The sequence below is a fragment of the Bacillus sp. SORGH_AS_0510 genome, assembly GCF_030818775.1.
GTDB lineage: Bacteria > Bacillota > Bacilli > Bacillales > Cytobacillaceae > Neobacillus.
This window is the reverse complement of the sequence record NZ_JAUTAU010000001.1, coordinates 4,798,399-4,816,689: the sequence shown is the minus strand read 5'-3', so window position 1 is coordinate 4,816,689 and position 18,291 is coordinate 4,798,399. Positions and strand designations below refer to the sequence as shown.

14 protein-coding genes and 2 pseudogenes are annotated in these 18,291 nt (G+C 40.0%); 10 read left to right on the top strand and 6 right to left on the bottom strand.

What is annotated here, in order from left to right:
- Nucleotides 1-120: 120 nt before the first annotated feature.
- Together QE429_RS24320 and QE429_RS24315 are read right to left on the bottom strand one after the other, a co-directional pair.
- Nucleotides 121-321 carry a YdiK family protein gene (locus tag QE429_RS24320; protein WP_307290671.1) on the bottom strand — a complete coding sequence of 67 codons (201 nt, stop codon included), beginning with the start codon at nucleotides 319-321 and terminating at the stop codon, nucleotides 121-123.
- A complete protein-coding gene (locus QE429_RS24315; protein WP_307290670.1) occupies nucleotides 318-1,040 on the bottom strand; it encodes a CPBP family intramembrane glutamic endopeptidase in 723 nt (240 codons plus the stop codon). Before QE429_RS24315 ends, QE429_RS24320 begins: the two co-directional genes overlap by 4 nt.
- Nucleotides 1,041-1,480: 440 nt before the next feature.
- Here QE429_RS24315 and groES point away from each other — a divergent pair, with 440 nt between their 5' ends.
- The 6 genes and pseudogenes from groES to QE429_RS24285 all read left to right on the top strand — a co-directional run bounded on the left by groES (nucleotide 1,481) and on the right by QE429_RS24285 (nucleotide 9,959).
- Nucleotides 1,481-1,765 carry a co-chaperone GroES gene (gene groES, locus QE429_RS24310; protein ID WP_307290669.1) on the top strand — a complete coding sequence of 95 codons (285 nt, stop codon included), beginning with the start codon at nucleotides 1,481-1,483 and terminating at the stop codon, nucleotides 1,763-1,765.
- 52 nt (nucleotides 1,766-1,817) lie between these two features.
- Nucleotides 1,818-3,454: pseudogene (groL, locus tag QE429_RS24305) on the top strand (chaperonin GroEL).
- 1,210 nt (nucleotides 3,455-4,664) lie between these two features.
- Nucleotides 4,665-6,266, top strand: coding sequence for a DcuS/MalK family sensor histidine kinase (dcuS, locus tag QE429_RS24300; RefSeq protein ID WP_307290668.1), 1,602 nt, complete (start codon nucleotides 4,665-4,667; stop codon nucleotides 6,264-6,266).
- A complete protein-coding gene (locus tag QE429_RS24295; RefSeq protein ID WP_307290667.1) occupies nucleotides 6,263-6,970 on the top strand; it encodes a response regulator in 708 nt (235 codons plus the stop codon). Before dcuS ends, QE429_RS24295 begins: the two co-directional genes overlap by 4 nt.
- 120 nt (nucleotides 6,971-7,090) lie before the next feature.
- Nucleotides 7,091-8,059 (top strand): 2-keto-3-deoxygluconate permease, encoded by a 969-nt coding sequence (locus QE429_RS24290; RefSeq protein ID WP_307290666.1) that lies wholly within the window; start codon nucleotides 7,091-7,093, stop codon nucleotides 8,057-8,059.
- 184 nt (nucleotides 8,060-8,243) lie between these two features.
- A complete protein-coding gene (locus tag QE429_RS24285) occupies nucleotides 8,244-9,959 on the top strand; it encodes an NAD-dependent malic enzyme (protein WP_307290665.1) in 1,716 nt (571 codons plus the stop codon).
- A gap of 52 nt (nucleotides 9,960-10,011) precedes the next feature.
- On the opposite strand, the gene QE429_RS24280 is transcribed toward QE429_RS24285, so the two are convergent.
- On the bottom strand, nucleotides 10,012-10,425 hold the full coding sequence (locus tag QE429_RS24280; protein WP_307290664.1) for a hypothetical protein: 414 nt from the start codon (nucleotides 10,423-10,425) through the stop codon (nucleotides 10,012-10,014).
- A 132-nt stretch (nucleotides 10,426-10,557) separates the two neighbouring features.
- Entirely contained in the window at nucleotides 10,558-10,740 is a 183-nt protein-coding gene (locus QE429_RS24275) for a hypothetical protein (protein WP_307290663.1), read from the bottom strand.
- A gap of 323 nt (nucleotides 10,741-11,063) precedes the next feature.
- Between QE429_RS24275 and QE429_RS24270 the strand changes: the two genes are divergently transcribed.
- The 4 genes and pseudogenes from QE429_RS24270 (at nucleotide 11,064) to QE429_RS24250 (ending at nucleotide 16,212) form a co-directional block, all read left to right on the top strand.
- Nucleotides 11,064-12,059, top strand: coding sequence for an ABC transporter substrate-binding protein (locus QE429_RS24270; protein ID WP_307290662.1), 996 nt, complete (start codon nucleotides 11,064-11,066; stop codon nucleotides 12,057-12,059).
- A 163-nt stretch (nucleotides 12,060-12,222) separates the two neighbouring features.
- Nucleotides 12,223-12,705, top strand: coding sequence for an S-Ena type endospore appendage (locus tag QE429_RS24265; protein WP_307290661.1), 483 nt, complete (start codon nucleotides 12,223-12,225; stop codon nucleotides 12,703-12,705).
- 782 nt (nucleotides 12,706-13,487) lie between these two features.
- A pseudogene (locus tag QE429_RS24565) lies at nucleotides 13,488-14,414 on the top strand (hypothetical protein); the annotation flags it as partial.
- A 97-nt stretch (nucleotides 14,415-14,511) separates the two neighbouring features.
- A complete protein-coding gene (locus tag QE429_RS24250; RefSeq protein WP_307290658.1) occupies nucleotides 14,512-16,212 on the top strand; it encodes a glycosyltransferase family 4 protein in 1,701 nt (566 codons plus the stop codon).
- Nucleotides 16,213-16,243: 31 nt separating this feature from the next.
- Here the strand turns inward: QE429_RS24250 and QE429_RS24245 are convergent, their stop codons facing one another.
- Nucleotides 16,244-17,350, bottom strand: coding sequence for a glycosyltransferase (locus tag QE429_RS24245; protein WP_307290657.1), 1,107 nt, complete (start codon nucleotides 17,348-17,350; stop codon nucleotides 16,244-16,246).
- A gap of 13 nt (nucleotides 17,351-17,363) precedes the next feature.
- Nucleotides 17,364-18,254, bottom strand: a complete 891-nt coding sequence (locus tag QE429_RS24240) for a GT-D fold domain-containing protein (RefSeq protein ID WP_307290656.1) — start codon at nucleotides 18,252-18,254, stop codon at nucleotides 17,364-17,366.
- Between the last annotated feature and the right edge of the window lie 37 nt (nucleotides 18,255-18,291).

Sequence of the window (18,291 nt, the reverse complement as noted above, 5' to 3'; positions counted from 1 at the left end):
TGCGCCGATAAAGGTTAGAAATTCGCTGATAAAACATAATTTCTTAAGATAGAGTGTAATTTTACACATAAAAAAGAGCTTATATTAGCTAAAAATTAAATGTTTTAGCTAATATAAGCTTTATTTTTTCAGTTTATCTTTATATCGAAAGTGAAAGGCGACCATTTTTAGGCCCGAGCCGAAGTCAAAGGTGGCGAGAAGAACTAGTAGGTAGCTGAAAAAGCCCCAGCCGTTTTTTTGAACATCGTCAATGGCGAAATAGGTAAACAATCCGCCTAAAAAGAAATAAATCAAACCGGAAAACAAAGGTGAACGTCTCATAAGAATCCTCCGATAAAGTTTTGAACCGCTTCAGCCTGACGCTGCAGTCTTTCAATATCGTCTTTAAAGACTAGCTGGACTAAGACCACCAGGGTGTTCATGGTCACATGGGCAAAAATCGGTACCCAAATCCGCTTGGTGATGACATATAGAAAGGCAAACGTAAAGCCCATAGCTGAATAAAGTAAAATGTGCACAGGTTCCATATGTGCTAAAGCGAAAACAACTGAGCTGATGAGTGCAGAGATAAAGAAGTTAAACCGCTTATAAAGAGAGCCAAAGATAATTTTTCGAAAAACAATTTCCTCTAAAATCGGACCGAAAATACTTGTTACTAGTATGGCCCATGGTAACGTGTCTATGATGGTCAGGATATCCTTCGTATTCTCAGACCCTGATTTAATCCCCATGAGATGCTCAATCATCCCAGCAATGGATTGCGAAAATAAGGCTAAAAACACACCGAAGATGGCCCAGGCGATGGACATGCCAAGAGAACTGCTGCGCTCATCTAGTCTCTTCGTATTGAATTCTTTTCGTAAAAGGAAAAGAATGATAATTAGGGCAATCGAAAAACTAGCAATCAGCCAAACTGGGACAGCCAGCCGTTGGTTAATTCCTGCATATTTGAAGCCGTATAATAATACGGGAAGTCCGACAAGACTCGATAGCTGCATAGCAATATAAACAATGATGATCCACCAATACTCTTTTTTCAATGGAAATCTCCTTTTCATACATCTATATAATTTAATTAAACTGTATTCTTATCTTTATTACACTACTATTTATTTTACTCTTAAAATGAGTCTTGTTTCAATTTAGATGAACTATTTTCCAAAGACAGGTATAGAATGTCCTCCACTTCGCATACTTTATAAGGTTGCCAACAACTATATAATTTGATTCATGTCTAGCTCCAGCGCCTAGCCCCTCGGGTCAAATAACCTTCGGCAATAAAAGTCAAAGTGCGGACTTTTATTGCAGAAGAACATTTGCCTGTCGTGGTGAACGAGGCGCCTCCGCTTTTCAAATTTTTTTATGCTTCATACTTGCAAAAAAAAGTCAGATTCATTATTATAATAATTGTGTTAGCACTCATTAATTGAGAGTGCTAATAATGACAGAATTACATATATATTTGAGGAGGTTGTTTGATTTGTTAAGACCATTAGGTGATCGCATTATCATTGAGCTTGTTGAATCAGAAGAAAAAACTGCAAGCGGTATCGTATTACCAGATTCAGCGAAAGAAAAGCCTCAGGAAGGAAAAGTTGTTGCCGTTGGTACTGGCCGCGTACTTGAAAGCGGAGAGCGTGTAGCACTTGATGTTACTGTAGGCAATCGCATTATCTTCTCAAAATACGCTGGTACTGAAGTGAAATACCAGGGTGTTGAATATTTAATTTTACGCGAAAACGATATCCTTGCTATTGTTGAGTAAGGTTTTATACCAAAAATAAAATTTCAAAACATATGAGGAGGTTTTTTTGAACATGGCTAAAGAGATTATGTTTAGTGAAGAAGCACGCCGCGCAATGCTACGTGGTGTGTTGATGCCCTAGCAAACGCTGTGAAAGTTACTCTTGGACCTAAAGGACGCAACGTGGTTCTTGAGAAAAAATTCGGTTCACCACTAATCACAAATGATGGTGTAACGATTGCAAAAGAAATCGAATTAGAAGATGCATTCGAGAACATGGGTGCTAAGCTTGTTGCTGAAGTAGCAAGCAAAACAAACGATGTTGCCGGTGACGGTACAACGACTGCAACTGTTCTTGCTCAAGCGATGATTCGCGAAGGCTTAAAGAACGTAACTGCGGGTGCAAACCCAATGGGTATCCGTAAAGGAATTGAAAAAGCGGTTGCTACTGCTGTAGAAGAATTAAAAGCCATCTCTAAACCAATCGAAAACAAAGCTTCTATCGCTCAAGTTGCGGCAATCTCTGCTGCTGACGAAGAAGTAGGTCAATTGATTGCAGAAGCTATGGAGCGCGTTGGTAACGATGGCGTAATCACAATCGAAGAGTCTAAAGGCTTCACTACTGAATTAGATGTAGTAGAAGGTATGCAATTCGACCGTGGATACGTTTCAGCTTACATGGTAACAAACACTGACAAGATGGAAGCTGTTTTAGAAAATCCATATATCTTAATCACTGACAAGAAGATTTCTAGCATTCAAGAAATCCTTCCAGTTCTTGAGCAAGTTGTTCAACAAGGTAAGCCATTATTACTTGTTGCTGAAGATATCGAAGGTGAAGCATTATCTACATTAGTAGTGAACAAGCTTCGTGGAACATTCAATGCAGTAGCTGTTAAAGCTCCTGGATTCGGTGATCGTCGTAAAGCAATGCTTGAAGATATCGCTACATTAACTGGCGGTGAAGTAATCACTGAAGAGCTTGGCCGTGACCTTAAGTCTGCGACTCTAGCATCTTTAGGACGCGCTTCTAAGGTTGTTGTAACAAAAGAAAACACAACAATCGTTGAAGGTGCTGGTGAAACAGCTTCAATCGAAGCTCGCGTAAACCAAATCCGTGTTCAATTAGAAGAAACAACTTCTGAATTTGACCGTGAAAAATTACAAGAGCGTCTAGCTAAGTTAGCTGGCGGTGTAGCAGTAATCAAAGTTGGTGCTGCAACTGAAACGGAATTAAAAGAGCGCAAGCTTCGTATCGAAGACGCGTTAAACTCTACTCGTGCTGCAGTTGAAGAAGGTATCGTATCCGGTGGTGGTGTAGCCCTTCTAAACGTATATAGCAAAGTAGCTGAAATCCAAGCTGAAGGCGACGTACAAACTGGTATCAACATCGTATTACGTGCGATGGAAGAGCCTGTACGTACAATCGCTCACAATGCTGGTCTTGAAGGTTCTGTTATCGTTGACCGCTTAAAGCGCGAAGAAGTTGGCACAGGCTTCAACGCTGCTAATGGCGAATGGGTAAACATGATCCAAGCTGGTATCGTTGACCCAACTAAGGTGACACGTTCAGCACTTCAAAACGCTGCATCTGTAGCGGCTATGTTCTTAACAACTGAAGCAGTTGTTGCTGACAAACCAGAACCAGCTGGTGCAGGCATGGGTATGCCTGACATGGGCGGTATGGGTGGAATGGGCGGCATGATGTAAGGCTTTCGAGCCATACAGTGGAGAAATAGTTTATGCTATTTTTCTCCCAAATTTGTAAAAGTGTCATGTAAATGATGATATCAATAGAAAAAACCACTTCCTATAAAATTTAGGGAGTGGTTTTTGTATTTTTAAAACTGATGTTTTATCAGTCGATTATGGATTCCTTAGAGGTGAAGTTGAAGTCATCTCCAAGGATACGACCTATGGATTAAAGGTAGGCAATGAGTTGGCGATTGATTTTTTAAGCAAAATAACACAATAGGTAATCTTGGCCGATTCTATCTAAGACACTTGCATTAGCAGGTGTCTTTTTTGATGTTGTTATGGCACATACCCCATGCCTTAATAACAAAATGGGTGTGCTACCAATATACAAGCTTTTCTTTTAAAAGCCATTATTAAGGCATCTTACCAAAGCGGCTGAAAAATGAAGGGAAAATGGCAGAAAATCAGCAGGATTAAGGAAGGACTTTGGCAAGTCACTTTCTTTTAATAATAGTAAAATATTGGTAGAGAATTTAAGTTAATTTATTGAGGTGATTGAGAGAAAGGTGAATGATCCCAAAGAGTATAACCAGTCAATACTTGATGAGGTATGGGGCATCTTAGTAATGATGAAGTTGGAAGCAGAAAATATTCTGAATGACTTAAGAAGAGAATGATGTCCAAGAAGAATCAAGGACAGCAGGATTAAGAGAATCACTTGCAATATTTGGATGTTAAGCTTAAAAGTGACGCAATAGATACACTGTATGTCTTTATCTCATACTACAATCCCATCCATTCTTGTATTAAGGCATTAGATTGGTGATATATTCACAGGCAGGAGCAACCCTGTCTTTTTATATGTTAGTGAAAATCATTAAGGCGATTATTTCTAATAATGCTAAAGACTTTTTTTAATTACAAAAAACGTCCTGCTGGTTTGTAATACTATAATTATGTTGTTGGAGAATTATTAGCAATGCAGTGAAAGTTTGTTTGGGGGATGTACTTGGTTATTACACTTACAATGTTACTAAAGGGAATTTTACTAGGGTTAATTGGTGCCGGAGGATTCGCCTTTTTATGGAAGGGGCCATTTTGCTAATTCGATGATTGTTGATAAAGGCTGCTTAAAGCTCTTTTATGAGCTTAGCGGTTTTTTGTTATTTTATAAAAAAGTCTTATACATACTAAAGTTATGATCATACACCTGGAGGAGATTATGAAGAAGGGAAAACTTAGTTTACAAGCCGTTATTATTATTTTTGTATGCATTGTCGTCGCTTTATCACTTGGAATAACTGATCTAATCATAAGCAAAAGAATTACCTCCAGTGTGGAAGAAACAGAGAAAGAAAAAGCCCTGAATGTGGCAAAGATGGTTGTCCTTAGTCCGCAGGTGATTGGAGCGCTTGAAGGTAAAACGAACAAAAAAAATGTACAAGTTTTTAGTAATCAAATAAGAAAAAAAACCAATGTTAACTTCGTTGTTGTGATGGATATGAAAGGTATTCGTCTATCCCATCCGGACCCCGAAAAGGTTGGAAAGCACTTCGCAGGAGGAGATGAAGGGCCAGTTCTTAAAGGAAAGGAGTATGTGTCCATTTCAAAGGGGACTCTCGGTCGATCCATGCGGGCGTTTACTCCAATAAAAAATTCACAAGGAAAACAAGTCGGTGCAGTTGCCGTAGGAATTTCATTAGAAAGTGTAACAAAGGCAGTACAGAAAGGCCGTATGGGTATGGTCATCGGTACCGTCATTGGTATCTTAATTGGGGTAGTTGGTGCAGTGGGCCTAGCAAGATACCTTAAGAGAATTCTTTTAGGACTCGAGCCGTTCGCGATTGCCAGGTTACTTGAAGAGCGCAGTTCTATGCTTCAGTCTGTTCGCGAGGGAATCATAGCCATTGACCAGGAAGGAAACATCACCCTTGTAAACAGGACAGCCAGTAAACTTTTAAAAAGAGCTGGACTTGAAGGGAATCCTATAGGGATGAACGTTGAAGAGTATTTACCAGAGACTCGGTTAACTCGCATTATAAATTCGGGTGAATCGGAAATGGATCAAGAACAGAATCTGCATGGAGTAACCATCTTAGTAAACAGGGTACCAGTGATTGTGGGAAATCAGCCGGTGGGTGCAATCGCAACGTTCCGTGATAAAACCGAGGTTCAAGTTTTGGCTGAACAGCTTACAGGTGTACGTAATTATGCGGATGCTCTCCGTGCTCAGGCGCATGAGTTCATGAATAAACTTCATGTCATTCTTGGTCTGGTTCGTACAGAACAATACGATACCCTCGCTAAGTATGTGAGTGAAACTGTTAACCACCGTGAAACGGAAGTGGGTTTTGTAACAAAAAAAGTTCAAGATCCGGTTCTTGCCGGATTTCTAATTGGCAAACTAAGCTTTGCAAGAGAATCTGGGGCCTTACTGTCATTTGATTGTGCAAATATACTTCCCAAGCCTGCAAACTCGGAAATTACACATGAGTTAATAACAATCATTGGAAACCTTGTCGATAATGCAATGGAGGCAATTGCGGACAATCCAATCAAAAAAGTTGAGCTTACCCTTGATTACGCAGAGGATATTTTGACAGTCGAGGTTAAAGACACAGGAATGGGAATGACGAAATCTCTCCAAAACAAAATACTGGATAAAGGCTTTTCCACGAAAGGAGACAACCGAGGATTCGGATTATTTCTTTTGGCGCAGGCAATTGAAAGACTGGAGGGGGACCTCATTATTTCGTCCAAGCCTGGAAAGGGAACGAATTTTGCCGTCTATATACCTTACAAAGCAGAGGATGAAGAGAAATGATTAATGTAATGATTGTTGAGGATGACCCGATGGTAGCGGAAATCAATAAGCAGTACCTTTCAAAAATAGAAGGGTTCCGTTTAGCTGCCACAGTCAATTCTGTCGCTGAAGCCATCCAATGTTTGGGAAGGAAGGAGATTCAGCTCATTCTTTTGGATATTTTTATGCCAGGAAAGCAGGGGCTTGAATTGTTATCGTACCTTCGTAAAAATGATCTTGAACTTGATGTCATCATCATTTCAGCAGCCTCAGATCTTGAACGAATTAAGAGGGCATTAAGGTATGGTGTTGTCGACTATTTGATTAAGCCTTTCGAGTTTGAACGGTTTAACGCTGCACTTACTGCCTACCTTCAGCAAGCTCTGTTCATCGATAAACAGGATTCAGTTAGTCAGCAGGAGCTCGATCACTTACTGTTGCACAAAGAAGAGGCCGTTATCGCAGAGGAATTGCCCAAGGGACTAACGAAGGATACCTTAAGGCAGATATGGGATGCGGTTCAAGAGTTGAAGCAGGGGCCATTTTCCACTGATGAAGTAGCGAATGTGGTGGGCATCTCAAGGGTTTCAGCAAGAAAGTACCTTAACTTTTTAAAGGACTTAGGCATACTTGAAGTAAAGGTAATCTATGGAACGATTGGACGGCCTGTGTATCAGCATGAATATAACCAATTTAAAGAGCACTTAATAAAAAACTTTCTGTAAGCAGTTATTGAAACTGCTTACTTTTTTTATTTACAAAAAGAATGATTAAACTTTCATAATCTATGAAAACGGTTTACATGAGAATATGATAGACATGTAGCAAGACAAAGGAGGATAAAAATGCAAATTCCAATAAAGAAAACGCTTGATAAAATTCCAGGTGGTCTGATGGTTGTTCCACTTTTTTTAGGGGTATTAACGAATACATTTTTTCCGCAGGTTTTACAAATTGGTAGTTTTACAACGGCATTATTCAGTAAAGAAGCATCATCAACCATTTTGGCATGTTTTATGTTTTTAATTGGTTCCCAAATAAATTTCAAACTAGCACCAAAGGCATTGAAAAAAGGTGCAATATTATTAACAGGAAAATTTATCGTAGGTGCTAGTATTGGTTTAGCTGTAGCGGCGATTTTTGGGCCTGCCGGAATACTAGGATTAACACCATTAGCGATCCTTGCAGCGTTGTTAAATGCTAATGGCGGGTTATATGCATCTCTTGCTTCATCGTATGGCGACGAAACGGATGTAGGTGCATATGCGTTATTTTCTTTAAAAGATGGTCCATTTTTCACATTAGTGGCATTAGGTGCATCCGGCCTTGCCTCTATTCCTTTTCAAACACTTCTAGGAGTATTAATTCCAATTGTTATCGGAATGATTTTAGGAAATATTGATCCTGATATGAGAAAGTTCCTTGGAAGCAGTAAATTATTATTAATTCCATTCTTCTCATTCCCATTAGGCGCTGGAATGAATCTTTCAACTATTGTAAAAGCTGGGGGTCCTGGGATTTTACTAGGATTAATCGCTGCCTTCACTGGAATTGGAGCTTACTTCCTATTGAAGTTATTTAAAGAAAACCCTATCGTTGGTTTAGCAACAGGGTCAACGGCAGGAAATGCGGTAGCTACACCAGCTGTTGTGGCCGCAGCAGATCCAACCTTAGCTGCAGTAGCCCAATCAGCGACTGCACAAGTGGCCGCAGCATGTGTTATATCGGCCATCGTTTGTCCGATTATTGTGAGCTATGTAGTGAAAAGGTCCGAAAAGAGAAAAGCGAAACAATCGTTTGCAAGGGCCGCCTGATAAAAATGGAAGAAGAACAAAGCAGTCAGCCGTTTTACTGTCTGCTTTGTTTAGTTGCTAAATAGGGTCATTAAATTAAAAAAACTAGTTTAATAAGGAAGATATTAGTAACATGGAAAAGTAAGAAATCTATGTTATGATAGTGTCCGAATTTGTTAGTTTAAGATAGAAAGAAGGAAACATCATGAATGTACCTGAGAATGTGATTATTACAACATTAAAAGGAAAAGAAGTTCTCTCTAATCCTTTTTTGAATAAAGGAACAGCTTTTACGAAAGAGGAAAGGGAAGACCTTGGACTCGACGGTCTGTTGCCGCCTCAAGTGCTTACCCTTGATGAACAAGTAAAGAGGATTTATGAACAATATTCGATGCGGACGACAAATTTATTTAAACACGGTCTGCTTTATGATTTATATAACCGCAACGTTGTTCTGTTTTACCGATTGTTGAAAGAACACATAGCAGAAATGCTTCCAATTATCTACACTCCTACTGTCGGTGATGCAATCCAGTCATACTCCCATAGCTATCGTCGTCCCGGAGGTTTGTATCTTTCCATTGATGATCCTGCAGGCGTGGAGAAGGCATTCTATAATCTTGGGCAGCCAAAAAATGGGATTGATTTAATCGTCGTTACCGACTCTGAAAGCATTCTGGGTATTGGGGACCAAGGGGTAGGCGGTATTAATATTGCGATTGGTAAACTTGCCGTGTACACAGCGGCAGCTGGTATTGATCCAAGCCGTGTTCTGCCAATAGTGTTGGATGTTGGTACGAACAATCAGGCTTTGATCGCAGACCCTATCTATATTGGCAACAAATTTGCTCGTGTCCGCGGTGAGCGATATGATCAATTCATTGATATATTCGTTCAAACTGCAAGAAAGTTCTTTCCAGAAGTTCTGATTCACTGGGAGGACCTTGGCAACGTGAATGCGCGTAAGATTTTGGACAAATACGGTGACAACATCCTTACCTTCAACGATGACATTCAGGGAACAGGTGCAGTGACCCTTGCTGCTATTATGTCTGCTTTGAAAGTAACAGGGGAATCCATGAAAGACCAGCGCATTGTTATCTTCGGGCCAGGGGCTGCCGGAATTGGCAACGCAGACCAAATGGTTGATGCCATGGTTCTTGAAGGGCTGACCAGAGAAGAAGCCTATGACCGTTTCTGGGCGATCGACTATCGCGGGTTACTAACGGATGAAACATCTGATGTCCTGAACTTCCAGAAGCCTTATGTAAGAAAAACAAATGAAGTAAAGGATTGGGATAAAAATGAGGATGGGATTATTTCATTAATGGAAGTCGTTAAAAAGGTGAAACCAACCATCCTGATTGGTACTTCCGGACAAGCCGGTGCCTTCACTGAGGAAATTGTGAAAGAAATGGCCAAGCATGTTGAGCGTCCAATCATCTTGCCTATGTCCAATCCCACTGCACTAACTGAAGCGGTGCCGGAAAATCTGATTAAATGGACAGATGGTAAGGCTCTAATGGCAACCGGAAGCCCGTTTGCCAATGTAGAATACAAAGGTGTTTCCTATGAAATTGGCCAGTCAAATAACGCATTTGTCTTCCCAGGTCTTGGCCTTGGGGCCATAGTGGCAAAAGCGGAAGTGATCTCAAAAGGAATGTTCGCTGCGGCTGCTTATGCGGTTGCAAGAATGTCTGACTCTAGTAAACCGGGAGCATCCTTGTTGCCATCCATTGAAAAACTTCATGAAGTCTCAAAATACGTAGCCATTGAAGTAGTTAATGCTGCAATACACGAAGGAATTGCAAGAGCGGATATTCAAGATGTTGAGAATGCTATTGAAGATGCTATGTGGAAACCTGAGTATAAGGAAATAAAGAGTGTAGGAATTTGGACAAACATTCATTCCTATGCATGAGTAAATAACAAAATATTAAGGGTTGGAGAATATTCTCCAACCCCTTTGTATGTTATTTTTTTCTTTTTTTAAATAATTTATTGTTTTGTTCTTTTAAATCCTGCAATTCTATTTTTAAGGCGGAAATATCATTAATGATATGATCTAGTTTTTGAGATAGAGAAGAAAGCTCTAGAGTTAAATCTAAAGAGGTATGTTCATGATTTTGTGTTACAGTAGGTACTGCATTTTCCTGTTTTTCAGGTTCTTTACTTACTGGGTTTTTAGAAATCTGATTAGCTGCAGCACGTTCTGTAATAGAATGTAAGACAGAATCATTTTTAAGAAGATTTGTTGCCAACTGCATGATCGAACCTAAAGATTTTTCATTTTTCAATAAGTTTCCAGCTAAGTTTTGGAAAATTTCATTGTTCAAGGTACTACTACTATTCGTAATTTCACTTTTTTCTTCGTTATTTTCACTCATTGTTTAACCCTCCATCTAGATGTAACCAATTAAGGCAAAATTTCATTTTAAAAAAACCTAGAAGACCAGTTGCTCATCTTCTAGGTTAAGTTTAGGAACTTAAAAGCTGGCCAGAGTTATATAGTTTTTTCATTAACAACCCTGACTAGCAATATCAGCAGCAAGTGCTCTAATCATGTCACCAGTAGCTGTATTGATTAATAGGTCTGCAAGAAGAGCGACAACGATGAGAAGGAGATAGACTAAAAATCTTCCAAGTAGACAGAGAAGAGTACCAAGAGTATCACTAGGAGTTTGTTGAATAGAAGTAGCCATATAACTTCACCTCTTTCTTTTACTAGTTTTATAAGAGGCCTCTTACACCATACATACTATGAAATGAAAGGTAGAAGTTATAAGCGTATATAACAAGAAGGAGAAAAAAGGGCTGTCCAAATTATTTTGAAATAGTAATTTTTAGGCATTATAGAAACATTATATTTATGGGAGTGAAGATTTAAGGGTGAATCTAAGTTTTTTAATATGTCTATATATTCAGAAAATATATTGTACTACACCGCTTTGACGTGTTAAAATCCAACTTATATAAATGCAGCAGGTAAATACATACATGTTGAAATTGTAAGGGGGATAAGGGGATGAAGAAGAGTGTAGTTTTAGTATTATGTACCATGCTTTTCTTACTTTCTGCATGTGGCGCAGAGAGTAAGGAGGCAGGCGGAGAGAAAAAAGAGAAGGTTGTAAAAATCGGGATTACACAAATTGTTGAACACCCGTCACTTGATGCAGCAAGAGAGGGATTTATTGCTGCACTGAAGGATGCTGGCTATGAAGAAGGGAAAAATCTGAAGCTTGATTACCAAAACGCACAGGGGGACATGAACAACAATATGTCTATTGCTCAAAAACTGGTAGCAGATAAGGATGATTTGATCTTGGCTATCGCTACTCCTAGCGCACAAGCGGTGGTGAAGGCGACAAAGGATATCCCGATATTATTTACAGCCATTACCGACCCAGTGGGTGCCGAGCTTGTTAAAAGTCTCGATAAGCCAGGAGGAAATACGACAGGTACATCTGATACGCACCCAGAAGCGATCAAGAATACGATTAATGCAATTAAAACCTTTATTCCTACTGCTAAGAAAGTAGGGATTATCTATAACAATGGGGAACCTAACTCGGTCGTCAATGTGAAGAATGCTAAGAAGGCGTTAGAGGCAGCAGGGCTTGAAGCAGTTGAAACCACCATTACAGCAAGTTCAGAAGTAAAGCAGGCTGCCGAATCAATGGTAGGGCGTGCTGATGTGTTATACATTCCAAAAGATAACACGGTTGTGGCTGCGCTGGAATCGGTAATCACTGTCGCCAATGCGAATAATATTCCAACCTTTGTAGGTGAAGGTGATTCTGTAAAACGTGGAACATTCGCATCATACGGCTTTGACTACCACGACCTGGGCTACACAACTGGTAAAATGGCAGTGGAAATTCTCAAAGGGAAAAAGCCTAGCGAAATGCCTGTCGGCTTCCCGGAAAAACTAGAGCTGTATATCAATAAAAAGGCTGCACAGGAGGAAGGAATTAACTTAACGGAGGAAATGCTAGAGGATGCAAAAATAGTAGGAGAATAACGATTATGAGACTACTTCCTAAAGGGGAGGTGGTCTTTTTTTGTGCTTTTTACTATTTAAATAGCTTGTTCCGCCAAAAATTTAAAAAATGGACAAAGGCCGTTTCACAGCTTATCCATTCTTAATACATTATTCTGTAATCAAAAAAAAGGAGTTGAAATGAATGAGTGGGTGTGGGAAAAATTGCCACAATGACTGTCATAAATGTCATAAGAAAGTTTGCCATGACGATTGTTTTAAATGTATCCGCCACAACAAATGCAAAGAAGATTGTAAAAATGAATGCAAATGTGATATTCAGCTAGTGAAGGATTGTGTTTGCTGTGAGTGGTCTGTTCCTGAAGGCCAAACACAAACAGTCTTCCAAACAGGCGGATTTGAACAAATCTTTGGCTCTGGCTTTATCAGCTTTGATTGTGGTCCGGGAATGGACTATGTTACTGTTCAGTTCTTTTTAGGCAATACGCCTGTTGGTATGCCAATTAATGTATTTCAAGATAGCTGCGTAACATTTACTTTCACAAAGTTTGACCGAATCACTGTAACTTGTCAGGCGGTACCTGGTGGGATGAATGGGGATGCAGACTGTGAATGCGATAACTGCGAAGGCGAAATTTGTATCACTACTAGGTTCCCGGTTTGTTAATGGTTTATCTCGATAGTAGATTAGAAGTCTATTTTTCTAGAAAATACGCAAATGCCGTTGCCGATAAAGAGAAAATTAATATTTTGATATAGAAAAAGAAAGTGAGGTGTATATTATTGACGTGCAGAAAATGCAGAGGATTTGATGATGATTGCGAATGCAATCGTAGTTGTGATTGCGGCGATATTTGTATAAGAAGCTGCAAGAAAAAGAGAGGTAAAAGAGGACCAACAGGGCCAACTGGACCGATCGGACCTGCAGGAGCTACTGGTGCAACTGGAGTAACAGGACCGACAGGACCGACAGGGCCGACAGGACCGACAGGGCCGACAGGACCGACAGGACCGACAGGACCGACAGGACCGACAGGACCGACAGGACCAACAGGACCGACAGGACCGACAGGACCGACAGGACCGACAGGACCGACAGGGCCAACAGGACCGACAGGACCAACAGGACCGACAGGACCAACAGGACCGACAGGACCGACAGGACCAACAGGACCGACAGGACCAACAGGACCGACAGGACCGACAGGACCAACAGGACCAACAGGACCGACAGGACCAACAGGGCCAACAGGACCGACAGGACCAACAGGACCAACAGGACCAACAGGACCGACAGGACCGACAGGACCGACAGGACCGACAGGACCGACAGGACCGACAGGACCAACAGGACCAACAGGACCGACAGGACCAACAGGACCGACAGGACCAACAGGACCAACAGGACCAACAGGACCAACAGGACCAACAGGACCGACAGGACCGACAGGACCGACAGGACCGACAGGACCGACAGGACCAACAGGACCAACAGGACCGACAGGACCGACAGGACCGACAGGACCGACAGGACCAACAGGACCGACAGGACCGACAGGACCGACAGGACCGACAGGACCAACAGGACCAACAGGACCAACAGGACCGACAGGACCGACAGGACCAACAGGACCAACAGGACCAACAGGACCAACAGGACCAACAGGACCGACAGGACCAACAGGACCGACAGGACCAACAGGACCGACAGGACCAACAGGACCAACAGGACCAACAGGACCGACAGGACCAACAGGACCGACAGGACCGACAGGACCAACAGGGCCGACAGGACCGACAGGACCGACAGGACCAACAGGACCTCAAGGGCCTACAGGACCAGCAGCTGATACAGAATGTGATTGTTGTGTTGGACCAATGACTGACATTTTTGAACAACTTGCTGCTGAAGGTATCCAAGTTTCTGTTGGAACAACTTCACAAACAAGTAATGGCGGTATTAACAACGTAACCATTGATTGTGTTATTGATGGATTCTTCCTTGCTGATAATGGACATATTGCAGCACCAATGTGTCAGATCGTAGGCGTACAAGGTGATGGTTTATTAACTGGTGTAACGCTTCCGGCAGGACCGACTGGAGTTAATCGTACTGGCGAATGTGCATGCTGTGAGGAGCCAACAAGGGCAATCTTGGAATTGATTAGAGGTATAACAGCCACAGCTGATTACTATACTGATGGGTTCTTTGACAATATTCAGAATGCGAGAATCGTTGATATAGAAGAAGGACTTGTAAAAATTACAACAGGGCAAGACACATATATCCTTAGTACCTGTCATATTGCGAAGATTCAAGACATTAGGGCAAATGGAGCAGGTAGTGGCGCAGGTTTAACTTGTGAACCATTATAAAAAATAAAACCATCAGCGGTGCTTGTCATTTTTGGCAAGCACTGTTCTTTTTTAAATGTGAGCATAGAATAGAATAAAAAACTAAATGGAGGCCAACGTGATACAGGAACTTCGATCAAAAGAATTAAATAAACGGTTATCCAGAATATCTTTAGCGAAAAATCAGTTATTAACTGAACTTGAAAAAAGGAATGAGAATCTCCATATTGTCTATGCGATGACCCATGTAGGCATATGCGGCGGGGTGAAAGTGATATTTGAACATGCAAATAAGCTGCAAAAAGCTGGGGCTAAAGTAACTTTGGTGTCCCATTTCCAAAAGCCCTCCTGGTTCCCTATAGAAGCTGAGTATCTTCAAGTACCTTTTGATCTCGAACTTGCAAAAGGGATTCCAAACTGTGATCTCATTGTCGCTACTTACTGGGATCATATCCAAGCATGTATCGAAACAGGGATAGCACCTGTCGTCTATTTTGAACAGGGAGATTTTCATCTATTTGACTATGAATCAATGAATCGAACGTTAAAGAATTTTATTCATAAACAATTCCAAATACCACCTTTTATTTATACAGTTTCTAATCAGGCAGCAAGCTTGATTTCTAAGATATATGGAAGAGAAGCACAGGTTTTTCCTAATGCAGTAGATGATACTATATTTTCAACAAATGGAGATAAGGAAATCGGAGAACGTCCCTACATGTTGATGGTGGGTGGAGAGAGTGCTGCGTTTAAAGGGATACCAACCATCATTGAGGCTTATAAAAAGGTAAAAGAGGAATTAGATATTGACCTTTACTGGATTACACCAGGAAACCCTTCTGAAGACAAAAAAAATCAGGTCACAAAGGTATTTGTGAATCCGTCACAACAAAAGATTGGCAGTTTATATAGGGGAGCAGCTTTATATATTTGTGGATCTACCTACGAAAATTTTCCTCTTCCACCCCTTGAAGCCATGGCTTGTGGCTGTCCTGTTGTGACAACCAATAATCCTGGATCATTAGAATATGCGGTACACGAACAAAATGCATTAATCTGTAACATGAAGGACCCTGTAGATATGGCGGAAAAGATACGAAAAGTATTTGTAAATCCTGAGATAAAAGAGAAATTAATAAATAATGGACTCTCAACAGCCAATCAATTTAAATGGGAAAATATTATTCAAAATATCTTGGAGTATTATACAAGTATTGCTGCAAACCAAGTAAAATCGGAGTCTTCAATAGATGATTGGGAGATTGGTATAAATGAAGAGGACTTGGTTAACAAGAAAGATTATGATAAGCTAAAAAAATTTCTTCTAGTAACGAATGCTGATATCGTAAAAGCACCTGTTCTTTATCATTTCAATAAAATTCCCCAGTTGGCAAGGTGGGAGACCATTGCCATTCGAAAGGACGGAGAGGACGGGATTGTTGAACATTGCTTTTGTCCAATCTTGCTGCAAAATCAACTACAATTGTATGACTTAAATGGATACCAGTCATTTTTAACAAAACAATTTGATGAAGCGCTAGAGGAATTTACCCAGTTATATAATAATGAAACTTCAAACTTGCAGGCTGTTTGGGGCAAATGGATGGTGCTAACGTTAATCAGACTGCAGCGGAAACAAGAAGCTAAGCAGAGAGTAAAACAGCTAATTAAACAATATCCTCATAATGCAGATATGTATAAGCTAAATATTTTATTAACTGAGGATGGAAAACAAGACTTGTATTCAACAGAGATGATAAAAGTATTAGGAGATGCAACATCCTTTCCGGAGTTTTTTTATCCTATTCAACCATAAAAAAGAAACCCTCTAACTATTAATTAGAGGGTTATTTGTATCGATTGACACGTCTATCTATAGAATGCTGGCCTTTTAAAAGTCCTAAAGCCCTAATGTTTTGTAAAGGTTCGTTATAGTTTGGATGAAGAGAAAGTGCCTGTCTAAAATGTAAAAAGGCTTCGTCATATTTTTTAAGAGAGAGTAAGGCTTCGCCTAAGTAATTCTCAATGATATGATCTTTTTCCGGTATATTAGTAAATATGTTTATAGATCGCTGATAATCCTTTTCTACAAGGCCCTTCATGCCTTCGAAAAAGTCCCTTTCCTGTTTATTGTTGATTAGTGGAATAGCCTCTCTGAACAAATAGATCGCCTCATCCAACATCCATCTTCGGGAAAGAGCTACGCCTGCGATTAGTTTAGCCTTAAACAATGGATTTTCCTCTGGGGCCTGCCAATTAACCTCTGTAATCCATTTTAACTCTTCCTCATTTAGATGTTTTTTTACATGTTTTGTTAACACTTCGTAGTCCTTATTGTTTGTCACATTTGTTTGGTGTCTTCTATAAAGGTATAAAGGTTCAGGAATATGATAGGATTTCCATTCCCTTGCAATTTGAAGAACATGGTCTGTGTCTGAACCAACTTTTACGCTCTCATCAAACAATAGACCATTCACTGCTTCTTTTTTAAATAGTATGGTTGGGTTATTAAACGGGGTTCCTATATTTAGAAAGAAAGAGTACATAGATTCTGGAAATATATTATTAGATTGCCAGTACCCAAATGGTTGACCTTTTTCGTTTATTAATAGCATATCACAGTGGGTAAATCCAATATCACTTGATTCCAACCCCTTTAGCATTCTTTCAAATCGGTTGGGAAGGGAGATATCATCTGAGTCATGAATGGTAATGTAATCACCTTGTGCTAGTTTAAGACCAGCATTCTTTGCGCCAGCAACCCCTTTATTTTCCTGTTTAACGTACCGAATTCGTGGGTCATTAAAGGATTGAATGACTTCATCTGTCCCGTCAGTGGATCCATCATTAATAATAATTAATTCAAAATCAGTAAACGTTTGATTCAATATACTTTCAATAGCGTCACCGATAAACTTCTCATTATTGTAAACAGCAAGTACGACACTAATCATATACACCCTACTTTTATTTTTGTTTAATTTTTTTCTTTCCACTAATGTACCAATCAAGTAAATGACCAAAGTCAATCGCTACTTTGTCTTTTTTGGCAATATCAACACAAATGAGATTGGCAGGAATTCCTGCAGAGACAAATGCAACGTCAAATTCATAGCTCCTTACTTCTTCGAGAACCTTAGGTACTTCATAAATACTAGGAACTGGTATGGCACCTACAATATTCTTGTATCCTAGGTTTTTAAAAAATTCCATCCCGTCCTGTGCCTTGTTCCCAATGAGTAAAACCCGGTAGTTTATTAGGATTTCATGATATAAAGTGGTTTCATCATTCATTAAATAGTTAATACGTGAATTGGTAAGATTCATTTTATTTAATGGCAATTGAATGGTCTTGGCTAAGTTGTTAAATAATCGTTGATAGGTTGGATATCTGGCCTCTGGAATACCGACAATATCTGCTTCTAGTAAATTACGAGTCAACTCATCTCTTTTTTGGTGATTAGGTACAGCAAACCCACCTAATGCATATTTTAATTTAGCACTTTTGTTAATTTCTTCAGTTGAAACTAAAATACCATGTGCTAATGCAAGAATTTCCCCATCTCCCAGTCGGATGACACTTAGTCCTGTTGTATTCTTTAATGCTCCTAAAATTTGATTAGCTACTTCATCGGCACTTTTTAGGTGTATGATGTTGTCCGATAATCCCTTCAAACCTACCTCGATAATCTCTTCCAAATTATAAGGAAGGTATTGGTGGGGCTTTAGATGCTGTTGCACAAGTGCTTCTCCACCTCTATATATTGCTTCTGACGCAAAAAAGGTCTTATCCCAGGGACCGGGATACCCCAATTTATAAATGTACTCCCATTGCTCTTTTGAAAATGAAAAAGTCAAGGAAAAGTCTCCTTTCATTGATAAGTCTTAACATTAT

What these genes read in the sequence shown, in the direction of transcription:
- QE429_RS24265 (WP_307290661.1), top strand. Translation starts at nt 12,223, where the DNA reads ATGAGTGGGTGTGGGAAAAATTGCCACAATGACTGTCATAAATGTCAT.
- QE429_RS24275 (WP_307290663.1), bottom strand. Translation starts at nt 10,740, where the DNA reads ATGGCTACTTCTATTCAACAAACTCCTAGTGATACTCTTGGTACTCTT.
- QE429_RS24285 (WP_307290665.1), top strand. Translation starts at nt 8,244, where the DNA reads ATGAATGTACCTGAGAATGTGATTATTACAACATTAAAAGGAAAAGAA.
- QE429_RS24295 (WP_307290667.1), top strand. Translation starts at nt 6,263, where the DNA reads ATGATTAATGTAATGATTGTTGAGGATGACCCGATGGTAGCGGAAATC.
- QE429_RS24270 (WP_307290662.1), top strand. Translation starts at nt 11,064, where the DNA reads ATGAAGAAGAGTGTAGTTTTAGTATTATGTACCATGCTTTTCTTACTT.
- QE429_RS24280 (WP_307290664.1), bottom strand. Translation starts at nt 10,425, where the DNA reads ATGAGTGAAAATAACGAAGAAAAAAGTGAAATTACGAATAGTAGTAGT.
- QE429_RS24290 (WP_307290666.1), top strand. Translation starts at nt 7,091, where the DNA reads ATGCAAATTCCAATAAAGAAAACGCTTGATAAAATTCCAGGTGGTCTG.
- QE429_RS24245 (WP_307290657.1), bottom strand. Translation starts at nt 17,350, where the DNA reads ATGATTAGTGTCGTACTTGCTGTTTACAATAATGAGAAGTTTATCGGT.
- dcuS (WP_307290668.1), top strand. Translation starts at nt 4,665, where the DNA reads ATGAAGAAGGGAAAACTTAGTTTACAAGCCGTTATTATTATTTTTGTA.
- QE429_RS24320 (WP_307290671.1), bottom strand. Translation starts at nt 321, where the DNA reads ATGAGACGTTCACCTTTGTTTTCCGGTTTGATTTATTTCTTTTTAGGC.